At 75.6% G+C, this 25,073-nt stretch carries 26 protein-coding genes and 1 tRNA gene; 12 read left to right on the top strand and 15 right to left on the bottom strand.

Annotated elements, in window-relative coordinates; all coding sequences use genetic code 11:
* The 3 genes from CS2_RS05575 to CS2_RS05565 all read right to left on the bottom strand — a co-directional run.
* Positions 1–1,366 (bottom strand): Stp1/IreP family PP2C-type Ser/Thr phosphatase (locus CS2_RS05575; RefSeq protein WP_070319221.1); only part of this gene is annotated, 1,366 nt, incomplete at its 3' end.
* A 4-nt stretch (positions 1,367–1,370) separates the two neighbouring features.
* Complete coding sequence (locus CS2_RS05570; protein ID WP_070319220.1) at positions 1,371–1,874, bottom strand: FHA domain-containing protein FhaB/FipA; 504 nt, start codon at positions 1,872–1,874, stop codon at positions 1,371–1,373.
* A gap of 9 nt (positions 1,875–1,883) precedes the next feature.
* Entirely contained in the window at positions 1,884–2,591 is a 708-nt protein-coding gene (locus CS2_RS05565) for an FHA domain-containing protein (protein WP_046529701.1), read from the bottom strand.
* A 339-nt stretch (positions 2,592–2,930) separates the two neighbouring features.
* On the opposite strand from CS2_RS05565, the gene CS2_RS05560 reads away from it, so the two are divergent.
* The 6 genes from CS2_RS05560 (at position 2,931) to CS2_RS05535 (ending at position 7,208) form a co-directional block, all read left to right on the top strand.
* Positions 2,931–3,013 (top strand) — tRNA-Leu (locus tag CS2_RS05560).
* 544 nt (positions 3,014–3,557) lie between these two features.
* On the top strand, positions 3,558–4,184 hold the full coding sequence (locus CS2_RS05555) for a hypothetical protein (protein ID WP_070319219.1): 627 nt from the start codon (positions 3,558–3,560) through the stop codon (positions 4,182–4,184).
* Positions 4,185–4,251: 67 nt separating this feature from the next.
* The gene (locus CS2_RS05550) at positions 4,252–4,572 is read left to right on the top strand and encodes a hypothetical protein (protein WP_070319218.1); all 321 of its coding nucleotides are present in this window, start codon (positions 4,252–4,254) and stop codon (positions 4,570–4,572) included.
* A 233-nt stretch (positions 4,573–4,805) separates the two neighbouring features.
* Positions 4,806–6,047 (top strand): MFS transporter, encoded by a 1,242-nt coding sequence (locus CS2_RS05545; protein ID WP_156442010.1) that lies wholly within the window; start codon positions 4,806–4,808, stop codon positions 6,045–6,047.
* 47 nt (positions 6,048–6,094) lie between these two features.
* On the top strand, positions 6,095–6,457 hold the full coding sequence (locus CS2_RS05540; protein ID WP_134851638.1) for a hypothetical protein: 363 nt from the start codon (positions 6,095–6,097) through the stop codon (positions 6,455–6,457).
* A 121-nt stretch (positions 6,458–6,578) separates the two neighbouring features.
* Positions 6,579–7,208, top strand: a complete 630-nt coding sequence (locus tag CS2_RS05535) for a winged helix DNA-binding domain-containing protein (RefSeq protein WP_070319216.1) — start codon at positions 6,579–6,581, stop codon at positions 7,206–7,208.
* Between the two features lie 92 nt (positions 7,209–7,300).
* Here CS2_RS05535 and CS2_RS05530 read toward each other — a convergent pair whose 3' ends face one another.
* The gene (locus tag CS2_RS05530; RefSeq protein WP_070319215.1) at positions 7,301–9,562 is read right to left on the bottom strand and encodes a glycoside hydrolase family 9 protein; all 2,262 of its coding nucleotides are present in this window, start codon (positions 9,560–9,562) and stop codon (positions 7,301–7,303) included.
* A gap of 200 nt (positions 9,563–9,762) precedes the next feature.
* On the opposite strand from CS2_RS05530, the gene CS2_RS05525 reads away from it, so the two are divergent.
* Positions 9,763–10,146, top strand: coding sequence for a VOC family protein (locus CS2_RS05525; RefSeq protein WP_070319214.1), 384 nt, complete (start codon positions 9,763–9,765; stop codon positions 10,144–10,146).
* 5 nt (positions 10,147–10,151) lie between these two features.
* Here the strand turns inward: CS2_RS05525 and atpC are convergent, their stop codons facing one another.
* Positions 10,152–10,466 (bottom strand): ATP synthase F1 subunit epsilon, encoded by a 315-nt coding sequence (gene atpC, locus CS2_RS05520; RefSeq protein WP_082739905.1) that lies wholly within the window; start codon positions 10,464–10,466, stop codon positions 10,152–10,154.
* 114 nt (positions 10,467–10,580) lie between these two features.
* Positions 10,581–11,333 carry a class I SAM-dependent methyltransferase gene (locus tag CS2_RS05515; protein WP_070319213.1) on the bottom strand — a complete coding sequence of 251 codons (753 nt, stop codon included), beginning with the start codon at positions 11,331–11,333 and terminating at the stop codon, positions 10,581–10,583.
* Positions 11,334–11,512: 179 nt separating this feature from the next.
* Between CS2_RS05515 and CS2_RS05510 the strand changes: the two genes are divergently transcribed.
* Entirely contained in the window at positions 11,513–13,159 is a 1,647-nt protein-coding gene (locus CS2_RS05510; RefSeq protein WP_070319212.1) for an ABC-F family ATP-binding cassette domain-containing protein, read from the top strand.
* 9 nt (positions 13,160–13,168) lie between these two features.
* On the opposite strand, the gene CS2_RS05505 is transcribed toward CS2_RS05510, so the two are convergent.
* Positions 13,169–13,555 (bottom strand): YchJ family protein, encoded by a 387-nt coding sequence (locus CS2_RS05505; RefSeq protein WP_052748391.1) that lies wholly within the window; start codon positions 13,553–13,555, stop codon positions 13,169–13,171.
* 139 nt (positions 13,556–13,694) lie between these two features.
* Here CS2_RS05505 and CS2_RS05500 point away from each other — a divergent pair, with 139 nt between their 5' ends.
* Positions 13,695–14,219: a hypothetical protein gene (locus tag CS2_RS05500; protein WP_070319211.1), complete on the top strand. Its 525-nt coding sequence runs from the start codon at positions 13,695–13,697 to the stop codon at positions 14,217–14,219.
* 33 nt (positions 14,220–14,252) lie between these two features.
* On the opposite strand, the gene CS2_RS18765 is transcribed toward CS2_RS05500, so the two are convergent.
* The 3 genes from CS2_RS18765 to CS2_RS05490 form a co-directional block, all read right to left on the bottom strand.
* The gene (locus CS2_RS18765; protein WP_156442009.1) at positions 14,253–14,396 is read right to left on the bottom strand and encodes a hypothetical protein; all 144 of its coding nucleotides are present in this window, start codon (positions 14,394–14,396) and stop codon (positions 14,253–14,255) included.
* A gap of 73 nt (positions 14,397–14,469) precedes the next feature.
* On the bottom strand, positions 14,470–15,633 hold the full coding sequence (locus tag CS2_RS05495) for an AI-2E family transporter (protein ID WP_070319210.1): 1,164 nt from the start codon (positions 15,631–15,633) through the stop codon (positions 14,470–14,472).
* A gap of 108 nt (positions 15,634–15,741) precedes the next feature.
* The gene (locus CS2_RS05490) at positions 15,742–16,317 is read right to left on the bottom strand and encodes a TetR/AcrR family transcriptional regulator (RefSeq protein ID WP_070319209.1); all 576 of its coding nucleotides are present in this window, start codon (positions 16,315–16,317) and stop codon (positions 15,742–15,744) included.
* A 99-nt stretch (positions 16,318–16,416) separates the two neighbouring features.
* Here CS2_RS05490 and CS2_RS05485 point away from each other — a divergent pair, with 99 nt between their 5' ends.
* Positions 16,417–16,806 carry a DUF1304 domain-containing protein gene (locus CS2_RS05485; RefSeq protein ID WP_070319208.1) on the top strand — a complete coding sequence of 130 codons (390 nt, stop codon included), beginning with the start codon at positions 16,417–16,419 and terminating at the stop codon, positions 16,804–16,806.
* Positions 16,807–16,810: 4 nt separating this feature from the next.
* On the opposite strand, the gene CS2_RS05480 is transcribed toward CS2_RS05485, so the two are convergent.
* The 4 genes from CS2_RS05480 to CS2_RS05465 all read right to left on the bottom strand — a co-directional run bounded on the left by CS2_RS05480 (position 16,811) and on the right by CS2_RS05465 (position 22,677).
* The gene (locus tag CS2_RS05480) at positions 16,811–18,118 is read right to left on the bottom strand and encodes an outer membrane protein assembly factor BamB family protein (RefSeq protein WP_156442008.1); all 1,308 of its coding nucleotides are present in this window, start codon (positions 18,116–18,118) and stop codon (positions 16,811–16,813) included.
* Between the two features lie 188 nt (positions 18,119–18,306).
* The gene (locus tag CS2_RS05475; protein WP_070319206.1) at positions 18,307–19,782 is read right to left on the bottom strand and encodes an outer membrane protein assembly factor BamB family protein; all 1,476 of its coding nucleotides are present in this window, start codon (positions 19,780–19,782) and stop codon (positions 18,307–18,309) included.
* Positions 19,783–19,835: 53 nt separating this feature from the next.
* Positions 19,836–21,404 (bottom strand): outer membrane protein assembly factor BamB family protein, encoded by a 1,569-nt coding sequence (locus CS2_RS05470; protein WP_070319205.1) that lies wholly within the window; start codon positions 21,402–21,404, stop codon positions 19,836–19,838.
* A gap of 262 nt (positions 21,405–21,666) precedes the next feature.
* Positions 21,667–22,677, bottom strand: coding sequence for an LPXTG cell wall anchor domain-containing protein (locus CS2_RS05465; protein ID WP_156442007.1), 1,011 nt, complete (start codon positions 22,675–22,677; stop codon positions 21,667–21,669).
* A gap of 282 nt (positions 22,678–22,959) precedes the next feature.
* On the opposite strand from CS2_RS05465, the gene CS2_RS05460 reads away from it, so the two are divergent.
* Positions 22,960–23,319 carry a PadR family transcriptional regulator gene (locus tag CS2_RS05460; protein WP_070319203.1) on the top strand — a complete coding sequence of 120 codons (360 nt, stop codon included), beginning with the start codon at positions 22,960–22,962 and terminating at the stop codon, positions 23,317–23,319.
* Complete coding sequence (locus CS2_RS05455) at positions 23,316–24,323, top strand: hypothetical protein (protein WP_070319202.1); 1,008 nt, start codon at positions 23,316–23,318, stop codon at positions 24,321–24,323. Before CS2_RS05460 ends, CS2_RS05455 begins: the two co-directional genes overlap by 4 nt.
* A 58-nt stretch (positions 24,324–24,381) precedes the next feature.
* On the opposite strand, the gene CS2_RS05450 is transcribed toward CS2_RS05455, so the two are convergent.
* Positions 24,382–24,993: a TetR/AcrR family transcriptional regulator gene (locus CS2_RS05450; RefSeq protein WP_070319201.1), complete on the bottom strand. Its 612-nt coding sequence runs from the start codon at positions 24,991–24,993 to the stop codon at positions 24,382–24,384.
* Positions 24,994–25,073 lie beyond the last annotated feature (80 nt).

Here is a 25,073-nt window from a genome sequence, read left to right as displayed (position 1 = left end):
CGGCGGGCGGCGGCACGACCGGCTCGGTCGGCATCGGGTCGAGCGTCGCGCCGGGCGTCGACGACAACGTGGGCGTGGGGACCGGCGTGGGCGTGGGCTCGGTGTCGTCGGCGAGCATCGCGACGAGGCGGCGCGCCTCGTCGAGCGATCCCGCGGAGATCGTCTGCTCGACGCGCTCGCGCAGGTAGGCAGGCAGGTCCTCGACCTGCACGTCCGAGGCCTCGACGAGCTCGGCCAGGTCGACCGGCCCGATGCTCTGCGGGATCCCGCGGTAGACCGCGACCGCGCCCTGCGACTCGGCGACGAAGTACTGCGTCTGCGTCCACGCGTACCCGCCGACGAGGGCTGCGACGAGCGCGAGACCCGCGACGACCCACGCGACGACCAGGCCGCGGCGGCGCGGCGGCGGTGCGAGCGGCTCGTCGTCGTCCTCGGGAGCGGCCTCGACCGTGGCGGGCAGGGCCGGGCCGTCGTCGCCGTCCGTGCCGTCGTCGGCGGGCGCCGACCGGGCGCTGCGGGACAGCCGTGCCGCGCGCGCCGCGGGCCCGTCCGCGGCGGCTGACGGTCGGTTGCGGCTCACGGCCGCGGCACCGACGACCGCGCTCGCGGTCGACGGCATCGCGCCGTCGGGCAGGTCGTCGAGCTCGACGACGTCCGCGAGCACCACGGTCACGTTGTCGGGGCCGCCGGCGCGCAGCGCGAGCTGCACGAGGCGGTCGGCGCACGCGTCGAGGTCGGGGACGTCCGCGAGCGTCTCGGCGATGGTCTCGGCCGAGACGTAGCCGGACAGGCCGTCGGAGCACAGCAGCCACCGGTCGCCCGGGCGGGCCTCGCGCACCGACAGGTCGGCGGTGACGTCGGCGTCGAAGTCGCCCAGCACGCGCATGACGACCGAGCGCTGCGGGTGGTGCTCGGCCTCCTCGGGCGTGATGCGTCCGGTGTCGACGAGGTGCTGCACGAACGTGTGGTCGGTGGTGACCTGCGTGAGCGTGCCGTCGCGGAACAGGTACCCGCGCGAGTCGCCCAGGTGCACCATCGCGAGCTTGTTGCCCGCACGCAGGATCGCGGTGACGGTCGTGCCCATGCCCGCGAGGTCGGGCTCGGCGTCGCTGCGCGCGATGATCTCCGACCGGGCGTCGTCGAGGGCGGTCTCGAGCTGGTCGAGCGCGTCGTCGGGCCCGTGCGACTCGCCGTCGAGCGGCGCGAGCGCCGCGACCGCGACGGACGACGCGACGTCACCGCCCGCGTGCCCCCCCATGCCGTCGGCGACCACCAGCAGGTGGGGTCCGGCGTAGGCGGAGTCCTGGTTGTCCGACCGGACGAGGCCGACGTCGGAGCGCGCGGCGTAGCGGAGGGCGACCGTCACGCGGCTACCTCTGGAGCTCGAGCAGGCTCTGGCCGATCCGCACCGCGGTACCGGTGGGGACGGGCGTGGGCTGCTCGACCTTCTGCTCGCCGACGAACGTGCCGTTGGTTGACCCGAGGTCCTCGACGAACCACTGGTCGCCCTGCGGGAAGATCCGCGCGTGGCGGGACGACGAGTAGTCGTCGTCGAGCACGAGCGTGCAGCTGGGGGCGCGGCCGATCACGACGGCCGACGAGCCGAGCGGGAGCGTCGTGCCGCGCAGCGGGCCCTCGGTGACGACGAGCCGCGTCGGGCCGCCGCCGCTGCGGGAGCGCCGCGGTGCGCGGGGCGACTCGCCGACCGGGGCGGGGGCCTCGGCGGCGGGTGCCGGCTTGGGGGCCGGGCGGCGGCGGTCGATGATGCGCGTGCCGTACAGGTCGCGGCGCAGCACGGTGATCGCGGACAGCACGAGCAGCCAGATCAGCGCGAGGTAGCCCAGCCGCAGCAGGGTGACGGTCAGCTCACTCATGCGGGGGCATCACTCGTCCACGTCGCCGTCGCCGCCGGTCCAGAACAGGATCCGGGTGCGGCCGATGGTCAGGGTGTTGCCGTCGAGCAGCGTCGCGGCGGGCACCTGGTGCCCCTCGACGAACACGCCGTTGGTCGAGCCGAGGTCGCTCGCGACCACGCCGTCCGGCGTCACCCGGATCTCCAGGTGACGGCGCGAGACGCCGGGGTCGTCGACGATGATGTCGGCCTCCGAGCCACGGCCGATGACCGTGACGGGGCCCGTGAGGATGTACCGCTGGCCGTCGATGTCGATGAGCGGGTGCCGCGGGCTGGGGGCCGCCGACGTCGCGGGGGCCACGGCGCCGCGCACGGTCGCGCTGTGGACGGCGAACCGTCCGGCGTCCTGCTCGGTGTCCTCGCTGAACGACACCGTCACGGGGCCGACGAACGCGTAGTGCTGGCTCGCCGCGTGGTCGGTGACGTTGGCGGCGAGCTCCTCGGCCAGGGCCTCCGCACCCCACGCCTCGACCTGGTCGTAGTCGGCGGTGGAGAGCTCGATCGTGAACTCGTTCGGCACCACGGTGCGGTCGCGGCCGACCACGGCGGCGCGGTCGTCGAGCTCGCGGCGCAGGGCGTCGGCCAGCTCGATGGGCTTGACCTCGCTGCGGAAGGCGCGCGCGAACGCGTTGTTGACGACGCGCTCGACGCCGTTCTCGAACTTGTCGAGGAACCCCACGTCCACCTCCCTCCCCGCCGTGCGCGGACCGGGCGGCCCGTGCAGCGTGCTCCGTGGCCCGGCGGGCGCGAAGCCACGACGGTCCGCGTCGATGGTATCCGTGCAGGGCGCCGGACGGGTGCCCGGGCTGCGGGGCGCCTGGTCGCGCCGCCGCGTGTCGGCGCGACGCACCGGGTGACTGGTCGCATATGTGCCCACTTGCGTGCCCGATGGGTCCCTCCGTGTCCAGTTCTCTCGCGTGCGCGCGCGAGAGAACTGGAGTGCGTGGGCGCGCGCGAGGTGGCGGGCCCGGGGCCGGTTCGTCGGTGGGGGCTGCTGCGTGCTAGCGTTCTCCAGCGCGCGCGAGTGGCGGAACGGCAGACGCGCTGGCTTCAGGTGCCAGTGTCCGAAAGGGCGTGCGGGTTCAAATCCCGCCTCGCGCACAGAGACAGGACCCCCGGTCGGAGAACATCCGGCCGGGGGTTCCTGCATCACCCGGTACCCCGCGTCGGTGCGAGACGTTCGTCGCCGTGAACGCGACGCCCATGACGACGGCGGGCTGCCGTTCCTCGTCACCACGCCGCTCCGTCCGCTGTCAGCTCCGGCCAGCGCCGTGCACACCGCACAACTGTCGCGCATCCTCCACCACTCACGGAGCGTGTCGCTGGTCCTTGCTCAGTGCTCGCGTGCTCGCTCGCTGCGAATCAACCGATGAAGTTGTGCAACAGGCAACATATCCACGATCTTCTTGCGTGCGGATGGTGTTCTCATGACAACGCGCGCACACCTACCAGGCGATGTGCCTTGTTGCTCGGTTATGCGTTCATCTTTTCGCGCTACTGACAGGTGGCTCCGAGGTGGGGGATCCTCGGTGCGGGGCAGATGTGAACACCCCACTCTTCAGTGCCTCTGGTGCCCTTTCGAGAGGCGTCGAAGGCATCGCTCGGGAGGAGATCAATCTTGAGAGACCGATCACGGGTCTCAGCAGTGGCGGTTCTCGCCGTCTTGCTGGCGGGCGCGTCACCGGCTGGGGCCAACGCTGATCCCGGCGCGACCAACGAGCAGGCGCTTGCGGTCGCCGAGGGAGTCTTCAGCTCCTTCGATCCGCTGGCTGCTGCGAGCGAGTTGAGCGCTTTCGAGGCGGACTTGCTGATGCAAGGGCTGACTCTCGACGCCGAGACCGTTGCTGTCACGGTCTCGCCGGTCAGTGAGGTCGTCGCGCGAGAGGCCTTCATCGCGGGCGGCCAGCATGCGGCTGCGGCGGCGAGCTATGACGCCTGCTTCTCTCGCGAGGCGGCTGGCGCCGGGAAGAACCTCCTAGGTGGCGTGCTCTACGACTACTACACGACGCTCTACTACTGCTCGAAGGGCGGGAAGATTGCCACGGCAAAGTGGACTCGCCAGACGGGTCAGGTGCGATTCCCAGGTTGGTACTACGATGGTAAGGTCACTGATCAGATCGACTTCTCTGCTCGCAACATCGGTGGTTTCACTCAGTTCAAGTTCCACGCCGGTCCTGTCTCCCAGTTGCCGATCCAGAACGCCTATCCGTGCTTGCGGACCCGAGTGAACAGCTCGGGTGGAGTCTCCACCTCGAGTTCCTGTTCCGTGTGAGGCACGTGGCAGCCCGGTAGCGCAGTCCTTGCCTGCCGGGCTGCCGACGCCCGCTATCGTGAACCCGATGCCGACCGCCACCCGCTCCCAGCATGGGGCCCGATCGATGGGCGCCACGAGCGTCGCATTCGCGGCTGGTTCGCTCGTGCTCGCACTGCTGAACCCCTTGTGGGGTGCCCTGGCAGGTCTCGCGGCGATGGCGTTCGCACTGACGCAGCTGATCGGGTGCACGGGTTCACGTCGATGGCACCTCGTCGGGGTGGCACTTGCTGCCCTCTCGCTCGTCGCAGGCCTGGTGTACGGGTTGACCTCCGTCCCGGTCGATCACGAGACCACGGTGGTCACGAGCCAGGATCTCGGAGCGCCTGGCGTCGGTACGAGCGAGTGAGCAGCCCGACCTCTCGCGCGGCCAGGCGGGTGAGCGGTCCAGGCGCCGGTGCGATCCGGCCGACGTGACCGCCGTCGACGCCGGTTCGCGCCGTCCGGAGGCGTGGTGACTGCGGCGTCTACCGTCTCCGCCGGCCGATCACGACGGGCGCGTCGTATCCTGGAGGCTGATCAGGGGCAGTCTTCCGTGTGTGGGGTGGGGCGCACGGGTTCCCGACGTCCCCGGAGACTGCCGTGTCGTCCCAGATCGTCGCGCCCTCGAGCGCGCCCACCCGCACGCCCGGCCCCGCGCCGCAGCCGTCGCTGATCGCCGTCGGCGGGCTGCCGTTCCTCGTCACCGCGCTGCTCGGCCGGCTGCCGGCCTCGATGATCCAGCTCGGCCTGCTGATGATCGTCGCGTCGTCCGGCCTCGGCGTCGGCCTCGGTGGTGTCACCGTCGCGGTCGTCGGCGTCGGCACCGCGCTCGGGGCGCCGCTCGTCGGGCGTGCCGTCGACAGGTGGGGGCCGCTGCCCGTGGTCGTCGTCGCGACGCTCGTGCAGGTCGGCGCGCTCCTCGGGGTGCTCGCCGCGACCACGGGCTCGACGTGGACGCTGCTGCTGTGCGCGGGGCTCGTCGGTGCGGCGAACCCGCAGGTCGGGTCGATCGCGCGGTCGCGGTGGTCGTTGGTGGCGCGCCGCAGCGGGCAGGAGCGGGTGCTCGGCCGCGCGATGGGCTACGAGGTCGCGGCCGACGAGGTCGGGTTCGTCGTCGGGCCCGTCGTCGCGGGGCTGCTCGTCGCGCTGCTCGGGCCCGTGACCGCGCTGTGGGTCCTCGTCGCGGCGGCCGTCGTCGGGCAGGGCGCCTTCGCGGCGTTCCTGCGCACCGAGCGGCACGCGTGGCCGCGGCACGCCACCCGCGTCGTGACCGACCGACCCGCGCGCCTGCCCATGGGTGCGCTCGTGCTGCCGATGCTCGTCGCCGGCAGCGTCGGCATCGCGTTCGGCTCGACGCAGACCGGTCTCACCGCGGTCAACGCCGCCCGCGGCACCGAGGAGCTCACCGGGCTGATCTACGCGTGCTCCGGTGTCGGCAGCGCGATCGCGAGCGTCGTGGTGTCCCGGCTCCGGGGGGCGAGCGTCGCCGCGCGCGTCGTCGCCGGTGGTGCCGCGCTGCTCACCGGCGCGCTCGGCCTCACGGCCGTCCCCGGCCCGTGGGTCGCCGCGGCCTGCGCGGTCGTGCTCGGCGTCGGTGCCGGCACGCTCCTGGTCAGCGGGTACGCGCGCGCCGAGCAGGTCGCACCCGCCGGGCGCGTCGCGTCGACCATGGCGCTGCTGGCGACGTCGCTCGTGCTGGGGGTTTCGGCCGGTGCGGCCGCCGCCGGGGCGCTCGCGGGCACGCCGGCGCACGCGTTCTGGCCGACCGTCGCGGCCGGTGCTCTGGGGATCGGCGCGGGCGTCGGCCTGCGCGCGCGACGCCGGGCCCCGTCCGCCGTCTGACGCCGAACCGCGCCCGCGGCGCGACGTGGTGCGGCATGCTCGTCCGCATGGCGACGACGCGACCCCCGTCCGAGGCGCCCGGTGCCGCGGCACGCCGGCCGGGCGCCGCCACCCTGGTCGCCGCGGTCGGCGTCCTGCTGCTTGGCGGCTGGGCGTGGTTCGCGCTGCACTGGGCGACCCCGGTGCAGGGCGTGTGCGCCGCGATCTACCCGGCACCCCCCGGGTGCTCGCCGGAGCGGGTCGGCGTGGCACGCGTGTGGTCCGGGGTGCTCGTCGCGGGGGTCGTCGTGGCCGTGCTGCTCGCACGCCGCAGCACGCGGTCGCGGGCGGTGACCGTCGCCGTCGCCTGCGCCGCGCTGCTCGCCCTGGTGCTCGTCGCCGCGGCGGTGCTGCGCGGTGCGCCGGTGTAGCCGGTCGGCCCGGTCACGGCCGCCACGCCGTCCGCACCGCCTGGCCGTCGGCGGCGCCTGGGCGTCGGCGAGGCACCCGCGCGCCCGTGACGGGACCGCACCACCGGCCTAGCGTGGCCGCATGACGCGCGCGCACCGCCTCACGCCCGCCGACGCCCGTCGCGTCGCGGTCCGCGCGCAGCTGCTCACCGCGCCACGGCCCACCGACGTGCTCGACGTCGTGCGGCACCTCGCGGTGCTCCAGCCGGACCCGACGAGCGCGGTCGCGCCGAGCGCCGACGTCGTGCTGTGGAGCCGCATCGGCGTCGGCTACGACCCGCGCGAGCTGCAGGACCTCGTCGACGGGCAGCGCCTCGTGCACCTGCGCGGGTTCCTGCGCCCCGCCGAGGACGTCGCGCTGTTCCGTGCCGAGATGGCGGCCTGGGACGTCACCGCGCGCCCCGGCGTCCGCGAGTGGCTCGCCGACAACTCCGCCGCCCGTGACGACGTGCTGGACGTGCTGCGCGCCGACGGGCCGCTGCCCGCCGCCGCGATCCCCGACACGTGCGCGCGCCCGTGGCGGTCCAGCGGGTGGAACGACGGCCGCAACGTCCGCATGCTGCTCGACGTCCTCGTCGCGCGCGGGGACGTGGCCGTGGCCGGCACCGAGGGCCGCGAGAAGCTCTGGGACCTCGCCGAGCGCGCCGACGTCGAGCAGGAGGTGACCGACCTCGCGACGTGGCTCGAGCTGGACCTCGTCGACCGGCGCTGACGGGTCGGGCGGTCGCACGGCGCACGCCGACGGCCGCCGGTCCGGGAGGACCGACGGCCGTCGTCACCCCGGGGAGCGCCCCGGGTCGTCCCTCAGGAGCAGGCCGCCCCGTTGACCGTGAAGCCCGTCGGTGCGGCGTTGGTGCCGCTGTACGAGCCGTTGAAGCCCAGGCTCGTCGACCCGCCCGGTGCGAGCGCGCCGTTCCAGGCCGCGTTGGTCGCGGTGACCGTGGCGCCCGTCTGGCTCCAGGTCGCGCTCCAGCCCTGCGTCACCTGCTGGTTGCCGGGGAACGTGAACCCGAGCCGCCACGACGTCCACGGGGTCGAGCCCGTGTTGGTCACGGTCACGGCCGCGGTGAGGCCCGAGCCCCACGAGCTCGCTGAGTAGGTGACCTGGCAGGACGCCGACGGGGTCGGGGTGGGGGTCGGGGTCGGCGACACGGTCGGCGTCGGCGTGACCGTGGGGGTCGGGGTGGGGGTCGCCGTGGGGGAGACGGTGGGCGTCGGGGTCGGCGTCGGCTCGGGCGTCGTGCCGCCCGCCTGCTCGGCGGCCCAGGTGCTCAGCCACACCAGCGCCGAGTTCCAGTTGATCGCCACCTCGTTCACCGAGTACGCCTCGATGTGGTCCACGTAGCACTTCTGCGGCGCGCAGCCCGCGAGCTGCGCGGCCGCGAGCGGGTCCTGCAGCTCGCTGTTGGGCCCGCCGGCGAGCGACCCCGGGGGAGCCGTGGGCAGCGACGCGTCGGCCTGGTGCGCCCAGAACCGGTGGTGCACGTTGCGCACCGGGTTCTCGCCGTAGCCCGCGATGTACGACTGGTTGAGCGGGTTGCGGCCCTGCAGGTAGTCCAGCGCGCCGTACACCGCGGTGCGGTACTTCGCCTGGCCCGTGAAGTCGTACGCGAGGGCCAGCGCGTTCGCGTTGTTCACGACCTGGCCGTTCGAGCCCCAGTAGTACACGGTGCCCGCGTTGTTGGGCGCGGGGTACGCCTGGTTCGCGAGCCGGCCCAGCGTCGCGTCGGCGAACGCCACGATCGCGGCGCGCGTCGCGGCCACGTCGGCCGCGGGCAGATCGGTCGGGACGAGCGCGAGCGTCGTGTCGCCCAGCCCGCCGGTCCAGCCCCAGTCGTAGCCGCGCTCCGCGAAGCTCGTGCCCCGGTAGAACGGCGAGCCCGTGACGTCGGCGCGGTACGCGGCCTCGCCCGTGGTCGCGAACAGCTCGGCCGCGGCCCAGTAGAACTCGTCCGTCACCGACGGGTCGCCGTAGGCGCCGCCGCCCGTGCCGTCCGCGTCGGACGCGATGCGGTTCGGGTTCGCCTTGGCCGCGGCGTACGCGGTGCGCGCGGCCGACAGCGCCCGCGCGGAGAACGCCGCGTCGTACGGCGCCCACAGGCGCGACGCCTGCGCCGCGACGGCCGCCATGTTGAGCGTCGCCGCCGTGCTCACGGGCGCGAGGATGCGCCGCTGCGCGTCCTGCGCGGGGATCGTCGGGATGCCCGTCCAGTTCTCGTCGTGCATCTTGTGGTGCACCATGCCGGCGTCGGTGCGGCCCGCGGGGACCTGCATGCGCAGCAGGAACTCGACCTCCCACCGTGCCTCGTCGAGCACGTCCGGGACCCCGTTGGTGCGCTCCGGGATCGCGGCCTTGCCGTCGCCCAGCGCCGCGCGGTCGGCACCCGCGACGTGCAGCGTGCGCTCGTACGTGTTCTGCAGCTGCCACGTCGCGATGCCGCCGTTGACGACGTACTTGCCGTGGTCGCCCGCGTCGTACCAGCCGCCGCGCACGTCCAGGCTGTACCCGCACGACTGCCGGCACGGCACGCTCGTGTCGCCCTGGTTGGGCGCCACGCCCAGGTGCCCGGCGGCGCGTGCGTACGTGCTGCCGACGTACTGCGCCTCGATCGCGATGCCCGAGCGCTGGTGGTAGAAGAACGCGAGCGAGTCGGACCGCAGCTTCTTCACCGGGTCGGCCGAGATGTCGAACGGGTGGCTGCTGGCGCCGCCCGCCGACAGCACGTAGCCGGTGCCGGCGGTGTCGTACGACGAGAAGTCGATGAGGTGCGTGCGGTCGCCCGACAACGCGTCGGCGCCCTTGACGGTCGACGTGCCCTGCGCGACGGTGCGCCCGGACGCGTCCTTCAGGGTCCACGCGACGGGCGTGGTCGACGTGCTCACGAGCGTCGCGACCTTCGCGACGCCGGGCACGTACGCGACCTGGTTGACCTTGACGGGCGTGCCGGGGTCGGGTGCGGCGACGGCCGCGGGGGCGGTGACGCCCGCGACCGTGAGCGCGGTGGCGACCGCGAGGCCCGCGGCCCAGGCGCGGCGCCGCGCGCGCCGTCGGGTGATCGGTGACATGGCTGTCCTCTGGTGGCGACGACGGGTGACGTGCGCGCCGCGGGCCACCCCGACGCTGGGGACTGGCCGTGGCGGGAGCGCTTCGACCACGGTAGGTGGGGGAGCGCGCCGCGCCCGGGGGTCGGTGCGGTCGGAATCGATTAGGCACCGCCGGGCTCGCCCGACGCGCCGACGGCGGGGCTCCTGCCTACCCTGGCCGCATGGCGTGCCGCATCAGCGAGCTGGTCCTCGAGGCGTCCGACCACGAGCGTCTCGCGGCGTTCTGGTCCCAGGTCCTCGGCTACGTCGAGCTGGGGCGGGAGGACGACGACAGCATCGAGATCGGGCCCGCGGACGCCGGGTTCGGGGGGCCGCAGCCCACGATCATCGTCAGCCCCGTCGAGCAGCCCCGGCCCGGGAAGCTGCGGCTGCACGTCGACGTGAGCCCCACCGACCGTGACCAGGCCGCCGAGCTCGAGCGGCTGCTCGCGCTCGGTGCCCGACCGGTCGACGTGGGGCAGGGTCCCGACGCGACGTGGCACGTGCTGGCCGACCCCGAGGGCAACGAGTTCTGCCTGCTGCGGCGGCGGCTCGACCCGGTCTGACCGCGCTACGCGTCCCCGGGCGCGACGGTCCCGTCCGCGAGGACCGACACCTCGTCGTCGTCGACCACGACGAACCCGCCGGTCACCGTGACCTCGACCGGGTCGCCCGTGGCCGGCCGCACCCGCACGACCCCCGCGGCCAGCACGGCCGCGACGGGCTCGTGCCGCGGCAGGATGCCCAGCGACCCGGACACCGACGGCACGGTGACGCCGCGCGCGTTCCCCGACCAGCGCACGCCGTCCGGTGCGACCACCTGCACGGTCAGCAGGCCCGCGGCGCGGTGCTGCGGGGTCGGGGACGGCGAAGCGGCGACGGACACGGGACTCCTCGGTGTTGCACGGGGGCGGAGCCTTCGGAGTCTGCCCCGCGTCCTGGGCCTCGACCTCGTCCTTCGGTCCCAGACGACGCCTGCCGGGGGGTGGGACGCGTCACGTCACCGCCGGAACAGGCCCGCCCACAGGAAGTCCTCGCCGAACGTGTCCCCGGACGTCACCGTGCGCATGCGCCGCAGCTCGACCTCGGTGAGCCCGGCCAGCGAGCGCCGGAGCTCGTCGGCGGTGTACGCGAGCCCGCCGCTGAGGCCGCCCGCGCGGTACAGGTCGAGGTCGTCGGCCTCGGTGCCGCCGCGGCCGTCGTGCCCCGCGGCGAAGCACGCGATGCCCAGGTGCCCACCGGGTGCGAGGGTCCGCTCGAGCAGCGCGCGGTAGGACACGCGGCGGTGCGGCGGCAGGTGGTGGAAGCAGCCGGAGTCGACCACGAGGTCGTAGGGCCGGTCCGTCCGCCACGTGAGGACGTCGGTGCGCACGAACCGCACGTCGACGCCCGCCTGCGTGGCGCGCTCACGGCCCCACGTCACGGCCGTCGCCGAGAGGTCGAGCGCGTCGACCCTGCAGCCCTGCTGCGCGAGCCACACCGCGTTGCGCCCCGGCCCGCACCCGAGCTCCAGCACGCGCGTGCCGGGCCCGAGCGGCAGGCGCCCGTCGGCGTGCCACGCGACGAGGGACTCGTCGGGGACGGCCCGGAAGAAGGGGACCGGTCGGTGCCGGTCGGCGTAGAACCGGTCCCAGAAGTCGGTGCCACCGCGCTCGGACCACCGGTCGGCGCGCTCGTCGAACAGCTGGTCGAGCAGCGCGAGGACGTCGTCGACCGACTGGATCGAGCGGCCGCGGCCGACGGTTCCGGGCATGGCGTGCACCTGCGCTTCCGCGACGACGACCGGGGGTGCGGCGACGCTACCGGTGCGCCCGGGAGGGCCACGGGACCTCGGTCTCGTGACGCGTGACGACCCGCGGTGCGGTGGTGGGCGCCGGCCGGGCCGACACAAAGCGTTCGGGTCCCGACGCGCCCGCCCGGCAGGATGGGGGCATGAGTGCGACCCTGCAGGTCCGTGGCGTCGCCGCGGCGTTCGGCGACCGCGAGCTGTTCTCGGGCCTGGACCTGGTGGTCGCGCCGGGGGACGTCGTGGGGCTCGTCGGGCCCAACGGCGCGGGCAAGACGACGCTGCTGCGGATCCTGGCCGGGCAGCGCGCGCCCGAGGCGGGGTCGGTGCAGCTCTCGCCCGCGACCGCGCAGGTCGGGTACCTCGTGCAGGAGGTCGAGCGACGCGACGACGAGTCCGTGCGGACGTTCCTCGAGCGGCGCACGGGCGTCGCCGCCGCGCAGGCCGCGATGGACGCCGCCGCCGACGCGCTCGCGGCCGACGCGGCCGGTGCGGCCGACGCGTTCACCGACGCGCTCGAGCGCTGGACGTCGCTGGGCGGCGCCGACCTCGACGCGCGGCTCGGCGTCGTCGCCGACGACCTGGGTCTCGCGGTCGACCTCGCCCTGCCGATGACCGCGCTGTCCGGCGGGCAGGCCGCGCGCGTCGGTCTCGCGGCGCTGCTGCTCTCGCGGTTCGACCTGTACCTGCTCGACGAGCCGACCAACGACCTCGACGCCGACGGCCTCGACCGGCTGGAGGAGTTCGTGGAGCGCGCGCAGGCGCCGATCGTGGTGGTCAGCCACGACCGCGAGTTCCTGGCCCGGACCGTGACGACCGTCGTCGAGATCGACCGGTCCCTGCAGCGCGTCGCCACCTACGGCGGCTCGTACGACGCGTACCTCGACGAGCGCTCGACGGCGCGCCGGCACGCACGCGAGGCGTACGAGGACTACGCCGCGCGGCGCGACCAGCTCGCCGCGCGGGCCCGCACGCAGCGCGCGTGGATGGAGAAGGGCGTGCGCAACGCGCGCCGCAAGGCCACCGACGGCGACAAGCACGTCAAGCACCACCGCGGCGAGGTGGCCGAGAAGCAGGCCGCCAAGGCCCGCCAGACCGACCGCCTGATCGAGCGGCTCGAGGTCGTCGACGAGCCGCGCAAGGAGTGGCAGCTGCGCATGACGATCGCGACGGCCCCGCGCTCGGGCGAGGTCGTCGCGACCGCGCGCGGCGCCGTGGTGCGCCGCGGGGACTTCACGCTCGGGCCGGTCGACCTGCAGCTCGACCGGCAGGACCGCGTCGCGGTGACCGGGCCCAACGGGTCGGGCAAGTCGACGCTGCTCGGCCTGCTGCTGGGGCGGCTGGCGCCGGACGAGGGCGCGGCGTCGCTCGGGTCGGGCGTGCTGGTCGGCGAGGTCGACCAGGCCCGCGCGGTGTTCGAGGGCGACGAGCCCGTCGGTGACGCGTTCGCACGCGAGGTCCCCGACTGGCCGACCGCCGACGTGCGCACGCTGCTCGCGAAGTTCGGGCTCACGGGGCACCAGGTGGGGCGGCCCGCGTCGTCGCTGTCGCCGGGCGAGCGCACGCGCGCCGCGCTCGCGCTGCTGCAGGCTCGTGGCGTCAACCTGCTCGTCCTCGACGAGCCGACCAACCACCTGGACCTGCCCGCGATCGAGCAGCTCGAGCAGGCCCTGGAGTCGTTCGACGGCACGGTCCTGCTGGTCACGCACGACCGACGCATGCTCGACACCGTGCGGCTGACGCGCCGCTGGCACGTCGAGGACGGCGTCGTGACCGAGGTCCGGCCGGACTGACCGCGGGCGTCAGGCGGGTGCGCGCACGTCCCCGTCGACGTACTGCCAGCCGTCCGGGCCGCGGCGGAACCGGCTGACCTCGCGCATCGACCCGCGCCCGCCTGGCGAGCGCCAGAACGCCTCGAACTCGACCGTGCCAGTCGTGTCGAAGACGCCGCCGCCGGCGGTCGCGAGCACGTCGAGCCGGTACCAGCGCACGTCGTCGTCGAGGTCGAGGTGCGCCGGGCGCGTGGCCGCGTGCCACGTGCGGCGCAGGTACGCCGCGTCACCGACGGCGAACGCGCTGAACCGCGACCGCATGAGCTGCTCGGCGGTGCCGGCCGTGCGGTCGCCCGCGTGCAGGGGGCCGCAGCACTCGTCGAACGGCAGGCCGCTGGAGCAGGGGCACCGGGTCATCGCCCCAGCATCGCAGGGTCGCGCCGCGCGCAGCCCCGCCCCCCGGGGGAACCCGGCGGGCGGGTCCGCCCGTTGGGAGGGGCGAGACCGCCGGGAGCACGTCACCGGTGGACCCGCCGAGGACCCAGGGAGCCCCCGCATGAGCCCGACGCCCGCCCGCCTGCTCGCCGCGACCGTGGGGGGTGCCGCGACCGCGGCCTACTACGCGACGCCCGACGTGATCCGCTCGCGCACGGCGCGCGGCTGGGCCAAGGCGGCGCTGCTGCTCGTCGCCACGGCGGCCACGCTGCCCGACGCGCGCGCCACGTGGCAGCACAAGCGCACCGCCGAGCCGACGCCGCTCACGTCGCTGACCTGGCAGGACGCCGCCGACGAGGTCGAGGCCCCCGGCGACGGCGCGCCCGCGCCGACGTTCCGCTCGCTGCCCGCCCGCAAGCAGGCCGTGATCGCGGGCGTCGGGGCCGCCGTCATGGCGGGCAGCGTGTGGGCGACCGTGGCGACCGAGCGGTGGCTGTACCGCCGCGCCGAGACGCGTCGCGTCGCGGGTGCCCGCTGGGCGCACACCCGCACGGGACTCGTGATGGGCGGGGTCGCGGCCGCGCTCGCGCTGATCCCGGACCCGCCGGAGGGCTCGGACGCGCCGACGGGCGACGCGACCCGCTGACGGCCGGGCCGGTCCGGGCGGTCGCGCGACGCGTCAGCCGTGCTCGGTCGGCTCCGGGTCGTCGGCCGACGGGGGCGGCGGGACCGGCTCGCGCGGGTCGGGCTCGTCGTTCGTCGGGAGGTCGTCGAAGTTCGGCGCGTCCGGCACGGCGCCGGGGTCGGGGATCGGGCTGCTCATGGCACCTCCTGGTGGGTGCTGCCGACGCTAGCCCGGGCTGCTCGCCGTCGCCGGTCGAGGGGTGCGGACGACGTCAGACCGTCTCGGGTCGCTTCCTGCGCGCGAACCGCGCGGGCGTTCCGGGCCCGTCCCACACCTGCACGGCACCCCAGACCGACGCCGCGATCGGCACGGCCAGCACGGCGCCCGTGATGCCCGCGAGCACGGTGCCCGCGGTCAGCGCGACGAGGATGACCAGGGGGTGCAGCTGCAGCGAGCGGGCCATGACGACGGGCTGCAGCAGGTTGCCCTCGAGCTGGTTGACCGCCACGACCACGGCGACGACGACGAGCGCCTGCACGGGCCCGAGCGCCACGAGCGCGACCAAGGCGGCCAGGGCGCCCGCGAGGGTCGCCCCGACCAGCGGGATGAACGCGAGCAGGAACACGAGCACCGACAGCGGGAGCACGAGCGGCACCCCGACGACCGCGAGGCCGATGCCGATGCCCACGGCGTCGACCGCCGCGACGATCGCGGTGCCCCGCACGTAGCCGCCGAGCGTCTGCACGGTCCGGGTGCCGACCCGCCGCCCGCGCTCGTAGCGCTCGCCCTCGAACGGCCGCAGCAGGAACTCCCAGATGCGCGGGCCGTCCTTGAGGAAGAAGAACAGCACGACGACCATGAGGAAGAACCCGGTGACGAAGTTCGCGGTCGCCGACAGCCCGGCCAGGGCGCCCGCGCCGACGGCGTCGGACGCGAGCAGCCCCTGCAGCGCGTCCTGCGCCTCGCGGACCTGCGCGTCGGTGATCTCGAACGGCAGCCCGGACACGAGCGTCTGGAGCTCGGCGATGCCGTCGACCGCGGAGTCGGCGAGCTCGTCCCACTGCGCGACGACCGCGCGGACGACCGCCCACACGACGAGCGTGAGCACGCCGACGAGCGCCAGGAGCGACACCCACGTCGCGAGCATCGAGGGTGCGCCGCGGCGGCGCAGCCACGACACGAGCGGGCTGATCGCGGCGGCGAGCACGAGCGCGACGAGCACGGGGATGACGATGAGCGTGAGCCGCGTGATCGCGAGGACCGCGACCGCGACGACGGCGACGACCGCGAGCACCTGCAGCGCGCGGGTGCCGGCGCGGCCGAACCCGTCGGCCCACAGCGCGCCGGCGCCGCGGGCCGGTGGCGCCGGGGGAGCCGGTGGCGCTGCCGGGGGTCGGGGGGCGGCCGTCTCGCGGCGTCGTCCGAACAGGCCCATGCGCGTCTCCCGTCGTCGCGGTGCCGGGTGGCACGTGCGCCCGAGGCTACGGTCAGCGGGAGCGGGCGGCGCGGCGACCCGCCTGGTCAGGCGGGTGAGAGCGGGCGGTCAGGCCGCGAGGCCCAGGGCGGCGTCGAGCGAGCGGGCTGCCGCGTCGGGGTCGACGCGCACGACGAGCAGCGCGGCGACGACGAGCGCGGTGCACGCCTCGGCGAGGCGTGCACGCTCGTCGTCCGGCAGGGCGGGGTGCGCGGCGTCGACGCCGCGGCCGATGCCGGCGCGCAGCTCGTCGCGGTAGGCGGCGATGGTCGCGCGCACGTCGGCGTCGTGGGCGACGGGCGCGCCGGACGCGTTGAGCAGCAGGCAGCCGTGCGCGGCGGCCGCCGAGCCGGTGGCGGTGAGCGCGTCGCGCAGGCCGCGCAGGTAGCGCGCCAGCGCGTCGGGGGCGACGGGGTCGGCGGTGAGCACGCGCAGGCGGGGGCGCACGACGTCGGCGAGGTAGCTCGCGACGGCGGCGTCGAAGAGGCCGCGCTTGCTGCCGAACGCGTGGTAGATGCTCGACCGGCTCAGGCCCGTCGCGGCCTCGAGCGCAGGCAGCGACGCGTCCTCGTAGCCGTGCGCCCAGAAGACGTCGCGCGCCGCGCGCACGACGGCGTCGGCGTCGAAGGTCGGTGCGCGTCCCATGACCACCCTCACACTTTCTGTATCGGTCGATCCAGTATAGGTTGTGGAACGTCCGGTACAGAACGGGTCGGCGCCGCCGGCCGGGAGGGGGAGGTCGCCATGGTCGTCCTGGGTCTCGTGCTCGCGGGGGTCGCCGCGCTGCTGCACGTCTACATCTTCTGGCTCGAGTCCGTGGCCTGGACCACGCCCCGCGCCCGCGCGACCTTCGGCACCACCGAGGACGAGGCGCGCCACACCCGCGCGATGGCCTACAACCAGGGCTTCTACAACCTCTTCCTCGCGATCGCCGTCGTCGTCGGCATCGTGCTCGTCGCCGCCGGGTCGACGGGCGCCGGCGCCACCGCCGCGCTCGTCGGCACGGGCTCGATGCTCGCCGCCGCGCTCGTGCTGCTGCTCTCCGACCGCACCAAGGCGTCCGCCGCGATCAAGCAGGGCACGGTCCCGCTGCTCGCCGTCGTCGCGCTCGTGATCGGGCTGCTCGCGGGCTGAGGGCTCAGCCCAGCACCCGCAGCGAGCCCGAGGTCTCGCCCGTCGGGTCGTCGACCACGACGACCAGCAGCCCACCCGTCGTGGTGACCCAGCCGTGCTCCGGCAACGGTGACCGCCACCGCTCGTCCCCGTCGGCCACGTCCAGCGCGACGAGCTCCCCGCCGTCGCCGCGATCGTCGAGCCGTACCAGCAGCACGACCCGGCCGTCCGACAACGGGGACGTCGGCACCAGGTCCGGCGGCGAGCGCCACAGCGTCCGCCCCGTCGCGGCGTCGACGGTCACGACGCGGTCGGACGCGAACAGGTGCACGCGCCCCCGCAGCACGATCGCCGTGTGCACGTCGCGGTCCAGGTCCGCCGTCCACCGTTCCTCACCGGAGCGCGCGTCCCACGCGCGGACGGTGTCGCCGGACGTGAGCACCAGGCCCGGCGCGCTGCCGTCGTCCGCCCACCGAGGGACGGCGCCGCCCTGCACCGTCACCTCGCGCTCGGCGGTGACCAGCGTGGTCACGTCGTTCACGACCGAGACCACCGCACCGTTCGTGCGGTCCGTCAACCACCAGAAGCCGACCCCATCCGCTGTGTCGACGCCCGCGAGCTCGTCGTACCGGCGCAGCACCACGCCGTCGTCCGAGACCAGCGTGATCACCTGCCCGTCGTGCACCGCCACCGTCGACGCGTCGATCGCCTGGACGTCCGCGCGGTCGAGCGCCGAGGACCTGCCGCCGTCGTCGTCCGGCCCGGGCAGGTCGAGCCGCCACCGTGCGGCACCGGTCAGCGGGTCGAGCCCCGCGAGCCGCACCGTCGTCTCGAGCGGGGTGGCCACCACCGCGGTTCCCCCGACCATCGCGAACGCCGTCGGCGCCTCCTCGAGCGCGACGTCCCCGACCACCTCACCCGAGCGGACGTCCACGGTCCACAGGTGCGCCGCCCCGTCCGTCCCGGTGGTCGGCGGACCCGGCTGCCGCCAGCGTCCCGTCCGCAGGCAGCTCAGTCGTCCCGAGCCGTCGGGTGCGGCCTGGCACGTCACGGGCTCGGGCCGCGCCCCGGGCGGGCTGCCACCCGTCCCGCCCGCGAGGACCCGCCGCCAGAGGGTGTCGCCGGTCGCGCTGTCCATGCCCTCCAGCGCCACGCCACCCGGAGCCTCGCGCTCGCTCACGAGCACACGGCCCTCGGGTGTCATGACGTCGACCGACGACCCCGCGTCGGCGCGCTCCCACCGCACCCCCACCCCCGGGTCCAACGGGTCGAGCAGTCCCTCGACGCCCCTGAGGTCGGCGAGCGCCGAGCGCTCCCGGAGGTCGACCACCACCTGCGCAGCGGTGAGCGCGAGCACGACGACGCCGACGACGCCGACGGCCCACCACCGACGGTGTCGCGCGGCCCGCGGAGCGGGCGCGGGCGGGGCGGCATCGCCGTCCCGGCGGTCGTCCCCGTCGTCGTGCAGCTCGACGTCCAGCCGTCCCCCGTGGCGCGCACCTCGCGGCGCGTCCGGACCGGTCACCGGGAGCCCGAACCCAGCACGGTCGCCGGCCCGTCGGCGGGGCCGTCGCCGGTCGTCGCCACCAGCACGCCCCCCGCCGCGGTGACGTCCTGCACGCCCGCGGGGAGCCGCGCCCGCCACGCCACGGCGCCGTCCGCGCGGTCCAGCACGAGCACCTCGCGCCGGCCGTCCGCGAGTGGCCGCAGACCCATCGCCACGAGGTGGGCGCCGTCGGTCACGACCGGGCCCTCGCGCACCTGGTCGGAGCGCCACACGTCGGCGCCCGTGCGGGCGTCGAGCGCGACCATGCCACCACCCGTCCCCGAGTAGACGCGCCCCGCGAGCACGGCCAGGCCGGAGGCCGCGCCCGAGTCGCGCGACCACAGCTCGTCGCCCGCGGCGTCCAGGGCCGTCAGCCGCGTCCCGTCGGGCGACGTGAGGAGCAGCCCCGGCACGCTGCCGTCGTCGAGGGCCAGCTCGACGACCTCCCCGTCGACCGTCTGCTCGCCGTCGGCGCGGACCACCGTGGTCGGTGCGTTCACGTCCGGTCGGGTGTAGTCGCGCAGCAGGACGGCGTCGTCCCCGTGCTGCAGCGCGAGCGCGCTCTCGGGGAACGGCAGCGTGCGGACCGCCGCCCCGGCGTGGTCGAGCACCGTGAGCTGGTCGCCCGCGCCCGCGAGGACGTGGTCGTCCAGGCGCGCGAGGAACGTGCGCGCACCGGCGGTCGAGGACGGCAACGACGCGTCCCACGCCGCCGCACCGTCGGTCGTGACCGCGTCGACGCGCAGCGCGCCGTCGACGGGCGTGCTCGTCACCACCAGGTCACCGACCAGCTCGGACGCGGCGGGAACAGGGTCCGTGCCACTCGTGGTGCGCTCGGCGAGGACCGTCCCGTCGTCCGCGTCGAGCACCACCAGGCGCGAACGCGCCGACACCGGCACGGGCGCGTCGCCCTCGTCGGCGCCGAGCGTCGAGACGGTCTCCACGACCAGGCAGACGACGACGTCCCCGACGTCGCAGCGGCCCGGCGGCAGGTCGAGCACCGTCCCGGCCGGCGGCGCCGACGTCGCGTCGAGCAACGGCACCCGCCAGCGGACCTCACCCGTCGTCGCGGCGCGCGCGGCGACCGCCGGCCCGCGGGGCCCGGGCTCCGTGACGACGACCGCGCCGCCCGCCGTGGTCCCCACCAGGTCGGCCGTCGTCACGCCGTCGGGCAGGGTCCAGAGCGCCTCGGGCGGACCGTCCAGCAGAGGCACCGCGCCCGGGAGCCGCGCGACCGCGTCGAGACGCGCGCGCTCGCGGGCGTCGACGACGAGCTGACCGACGACCGCGCCCGCCACCCCGAGGGTGACGACGAGGGCCAGCACGGCGGCCAGGCGTCGGGGGCGTCGCGGACGCCACCCTCGACCGCTCGCGCCCGTGGTCGTCTGCGCGACCGGGGCCTCGGCCGCGGCCTCGACGACCTCGACGTCCTTCCGTGACGCGTTCCCCATCGCCGCAGGCTAACGAGGCAGCGCCGCGCCGCGGGCGGGTTCGGGGCCCAGGATCAGCCGTCCCCGGCCAGCACGTGGTACGTGGTCGGCCCGTCGTCGGGTGACTCGACCGCGAGCAGGAGCCGCGCCTGCACCATGACCAGATCGGTGCCCACCGGGAGCGGAGCCCGCCACGCGACGGTCCCGTCGTCGCGGCGCAGCGCGACCAGCTCGGGGCCGATGGCGTCGGAGGTCGTGGGATCCGCGAGGCCGAGGAGCAGCCGCCCGTCCGTGACGACGTCCCCCGAGCCCAGCGCGTCCGACCGCCACAGCTCGCGCCCCGTACGGGCGTCGAGCGTGACCAGCAGACCGGGGCCGGCCATGTGCACGCGCCCGTCGAGCACGGTCGTCGAGGTCCGGCTGTCCCGGAACCACGACGCGACGCCGTCGAGGTCCCACGTCCACGACCGCTCGCCGTCGCCGTTCCACGCCTGCAGGGTGCCCGTGTCCACGAGCGTCAGGAGCAGGCCCGGCACGCTGCCGTCGTCCGTGGCCGGGACCAGGGTGCCGTCCAGGGCGACGTCGGAGTCGGCGGTGACGAGTCGGACGCCAGAGGGCGTGGGTGCCGCGCCCTGGAGCGCGCGCACGTGGGCCTCCCACGACGGGACGATCACCACCTGCCCCGTCGTGGTCTGCTGCGCCGACTCCGTGGGAGCCAGCGGTGCCACCCGGAGGTCCGCGCCGTCGGGCCCGACGACGTGCACCGACTGCGGGGTGAGGAGCGCCGTCGTCCGCGTGTCGAGCGGGCCGACCCAGGCCGGCGCGCCCTCGGTCGCGGGTGCCTCGAGCGTGCGCTCCCACTCGACGCCCCCCTCGGGCGTGAGCGCCCGGACCCGCAGCACGTCGTCGGCGTCGTCCCACACCGCGAGGTCGGCGCCGGCCGCCGCGAGGTTCCGCGGCAGCGGGCGCGGCAGCGCGTCGGTGAGGTCGGTGAGCACCCGCCCGTCACGCGCGTCGAGCACGAGCAGACGCGCGACGGTCGGGGGCAGGCTCTGCCACTTCTCGCCGTCCGTGTACCCGGCGGCGTCGGTGGCGAGGCACGCGACGGCGTCCGGGGTCACCGGGTGCGCGACGCACGTCCCCGCGAACCCGAGGATCTCTGCGTCGTCCGGCGCGTCGCGTGCGACCGAGGCGAGCGCCTCGACCCGCCACCGTTCGCTGCCGTCGGTCGCATCGACGGCGACGACGTCGGCGCGCTCGTCGAACCCCGTGCGGATGCTCACGAGGACGTCGCCGACGGGCGCCACGAGCATGTCGAGCCGGCCCTCGGGTGCGGTCCACGCCACGCGGGGCGGACCGTCGAGCGGTGCCGCCACGAACGGCAGGTCGGCGAGCGACGCGAGACGTTGGCGCTCGCGGGCGTCGGCCCGCACGTGGACGACCAGCACCGCCGCGAGGACGGCGAGGGCGGCGAGGGCGGACGTCAGCACCGTGCGACGTCGACGACGTCGGTCGGCGGCGGGTGTCGCGTGTGGTGGCGCCGCGGCGGAGGTCGACAGGTCCGGCGCCGGGGCGGAGCCCGCACGTGTGGTGCCGTCGTCCTCCACGAGGTCGACGTGCTGCATCTGCCCCCTGCGTGCCATGAGGCGCAGGCTAGCGAGCCGGACGCCGCGGCGTGGGTCTTTCGGGATGCCACGTGCGCGGTGCGCGTGCCGGTGCCATGCGCACGGTGCGTCCGGGCGCGCGTCACCCCTCGGCCGGGGGGGGGAGGGCCGAGGGGTGACGGCACCGTGCCGCGCGGGGAAGTGCGGCGGTGCGGACGGGCGCGGGGGCTGCGCCCGTACGGTCAGCGTCCGGCCGGGGAGGGGGAGGCCGGCGCTGAGGTCAGTGCTGCGTCGTCGCTGATCAGTGCTGCGAGCGGTGACGACGGCGAGCCAGGACGAGCGCGGCGCCGCCGGCGATCGCGGCGACCCCGGCGAGCAGACCGAGCGCGGCCTGCGTGCCCGTGGCGGCGAGCGTGTCGTCGTCGGTCGCGGAGAGCACCTCGGCCCGCTCGGTCGGCGTCGGGGAGGCGGCGGGCGTGGGGGTGTCCGCGGGGGCCGGGAGCACCTCGGAGCGCTCGGTCGGCTCGGGGCTGGGCTCGGGGGTCGGCGCGTCGTCGACGTCCTCGGTGGGGGTCGGCTCGGGCGTCGGCTCCTGGCTGGGCTCGGGCTCCGGCACGACGCTCGGCTCGGGCTCCGGCGTGGGCTCCGGGGTCGGCTCGGGCCGCGGCGCCGGCGGCGTGCACAGCGCGGTGACGTCGACGACCTCGGTCAGGTCGTAGTGGCCGTAGGCCGCGAGGTTGTCGGAGGAGAAGCCGCCGTTCGGGGGCGTGATGACGGTCGGCATGACCTGGGTGAGGTCCTTGCGCTCACCGTCCTTGCCGTTGCCGATGAGGTCGACCTGCAGCCCGAACGCGCCGGGTGCGGCGCAGACCGCGGCGGTGTCGGCGGCGTCGAGGACCAGCTCACGGACCTCGGCGTCCTTCGGCAGGAAGCCCGAGGCGCCGTGCCGTGCCGCGTCGTCCGCGGTCGGCCACGCCCACACGTCGTGCAGCGCGACGCGGTGCTGCTGGCCGCTGTTGGACCAGTTCGCGGGCTTCGACGCGTCGAGCTTCTGGTACAGGAAGTACCCGGTCGCGCGGTCGCAGGCGTAGGTGGACCAGTCGATGGCGCCGCGCGCGTTGCGGGAGACGCAGCGGTCGGGCTGCCCGGGCTTGTCCTTCCCCTTCCACCACGACGCGGAGTGGCCGGAGCCGCCGGACCAGTGGTGGCCCCCGGTGGCGGAGGCTGTGGCGGCGGGCAGGACGACGAGCGTGGCGGCGGACAGCAGGACGACGGGAAGACGGCGGTTCACGGGGGAGGACTCCTCGGCCATGGACGGATGGACGGGTACCCGGCACGGCGGACTCGCCATCGGGCGTATCGGACAATAGAGGCAAACGTGAGGCGTTTGGTGAACTTCTGTCCAGGTTGTGCACGAATCATCCGAACGGCGGCGTTGAGGGTGGTTCGAGGCGGGTGAATCATCGCGTCGACCCCCCGACCGTTGCGCTATGCCCACCCTGTAACGCATGCGTTACTGCAGGTCAGCGACGGTTCGCCGCCTCCCGCGCCGCGCCGCCTACCCATATGTTCGTCGCGAAGATATGGTCGTCTCATGTCTCCCGGTCTCCAGCAGCCCGCCTTCCTCGTCCTGAGCGCCCTCGCCGAGGGCCCGCTGCACGGCTACGGCATCGTCCAGGCCGTCGCGGCGGCGTCCGACGGCGCCGTGACGCTCCGGATCGGCACCCTCTACGGCGCGCTCGACCGGCTCGCCGCGCGCGGACTCGTCGTCGTCGACCGCGAAGAGGTCGTCGACTCCCGGCTGCGTCGCACCTACCGCCTGACCGGCGAGGGCGAGCGCGTGCTGCGCGCCGAGGCGCAGACGCTCCGTGCCCGCGCCGAACGGGCGCTCGCGGCGCTCGGACGGCGGAGCGCGCCCGGCGCCGACGCGTCGGACGCGGGAGCCACGGCGTGACCGCCCACGACGCCCCGGTCGAGCTCGCCGAGCGCTACGCGCGGTGGCTGCGGCTCCTGCCGCCCACCGACCGCGCCCGCTCCGCCGACGAGATGCTCGCGACCTACCTCCGCACAGTCCCGCCCGGGCGCCGCCGCCCGACCGTCGCCGACCGCCTCGACGTCGCGCGGTACGCCGCCCGTCGCTGGTGGCACGCGCTCGGGGCACCCGCCGACGTCCGCCCCGAGGCGTCCGCGACGGTCGCGTGGCTCCTGGCCGCGGCGCTCTCGTACGCCGCCGTCCGTGCGCTGGTGCTGGGGGTGGCGTCCGTGCGGGAGGGCTGGTCGCTGAGCGCGCTCGCACCGCTCTCGCCGTCCTGGGCGCTGTGGCCGGTCGTCGTGGTCGCGCTGCTGTGCGGGTCGCGACGCGTCGCGGGGGCGACCGCGGCAGCGGCGGCAGCGCTCGGGGCGGGCGCGCTGGTCGGCGTCGTCGGCGACGGTGAGCGGCTCGTCGCGGTCTACGAGGTCGGCTGGGTCGTCGCGCAGGCCGTCGTCGCCGTCGCGGCGCTGCGGGCCGGTGCGCGCCCGCGGCGCCGCGCGCGGGTCGTCACCGTGCTGGTGCTGGTGGTCGGGAGCGTCCTCGGGCTCGTCACGGCGGCCGACCTCACGGGCGTCCTCCCGTCCGGGCAGCTCGGCCTGCGGCTGGCCGGCGGGCTGGGGGTCTCGGCACTCGTCGGGCCTGCGGCCCTCGCGCTCGTGGCTGTGCTCGGCGGGCGGGTCGAGCGGCACGCGCTGCCGCCGTTCGCCGCGGTGCTCGCGGTCCTGGTCGTGGGTCGCGACGGCGGCCTGCTCCCCGGGTCCACGCGCTGGGTGCCGATGACGGGCCTGCCGCTGGACGCCGCGACGCTGCTGCCGCTCGTCGGCCTTCCCGTGCTCGTGCTCGTCGCCGTCCGCCTCGTCGTCGCGGCCGCGGACCGCGCGGCGCAGCCCCGCCGTGCCGTGCGGCCCGCGGGCCCGCCCGTCTGACGGGCTCGTCGGGCCGCGCCAGGTCCCGTCAGGTCACCGCCGGCCTCGTCGCGCGCCGTCAGGCCGGGCGGGCGAGCGACGCGACGGCGCGCGCCAGCAGGTCGACCGACGTCTCGGCGCGGCGGTCGTCCCTGTCGAGCACCCACGCCTGGATCACGCCGTCCGTCGCGCTGAGGACGAGCGCCGCGACGTCCGCGACGGGCGCCGCCCAGCGGATGCGCGCGTCCCGCGACCAGTCCGTGAGGCGGTGCTCGACCTCGGCGCGGTAGCGGTCCTGCTCCCACAGCGCGGGGCGCGTGTCGGCGTCGTCCTGCGTCGCCCGCACGAGCTCGGTCAGGTACGCGTCGCGCTCGGGGTCGGCGCGCACGACGTCGAGCTGCGCCAGCAGCGCCTGGCGCAGCGCCGTGTGGACGTCGTCGCTCTCGACGGCGGCGCCCCACGCGGCGGCGGCGCCCGTGAGCTCGCGCTCGACGAGCGCCCGGACGAGCGCGGCCTTCGAGCCGAACGCGTAGTGGAAGATCCCGTGGGGCACGCCCGCGCGCGCCGTGACGGCCCGGGTGGTGAGGCCCTTGAGCCCGTGCTCGCGCAGCACGTCGACGGCGGCGTCGAGCAGCTGCGCACGGCGTTCGTCGGCGGGCCGGTGCGTCCCAGCGGTGGGTCCCGTGCTCATCCCGTGAGCGTACCGAGAATCTTGGCCGCACGACTTGGTCATATGGCCAAGATCGACGTACGGTGAGGTTCCGCAGCGCC

The organism is Cellulomonas iranensis NBRC 101100 = JCM 18110 (genome assembly GCF_001552375.1).
Taxonomy (GTDB): Bacteria; Actinomycetota; Actinomycetes; order Actinomycetales; family Cellulomonadaceae; genus Cellulomonas; species Cellulomonas iranensis.
This window is presented reverse-complemented; position numbering and strand designations above follow the sequence as displayed.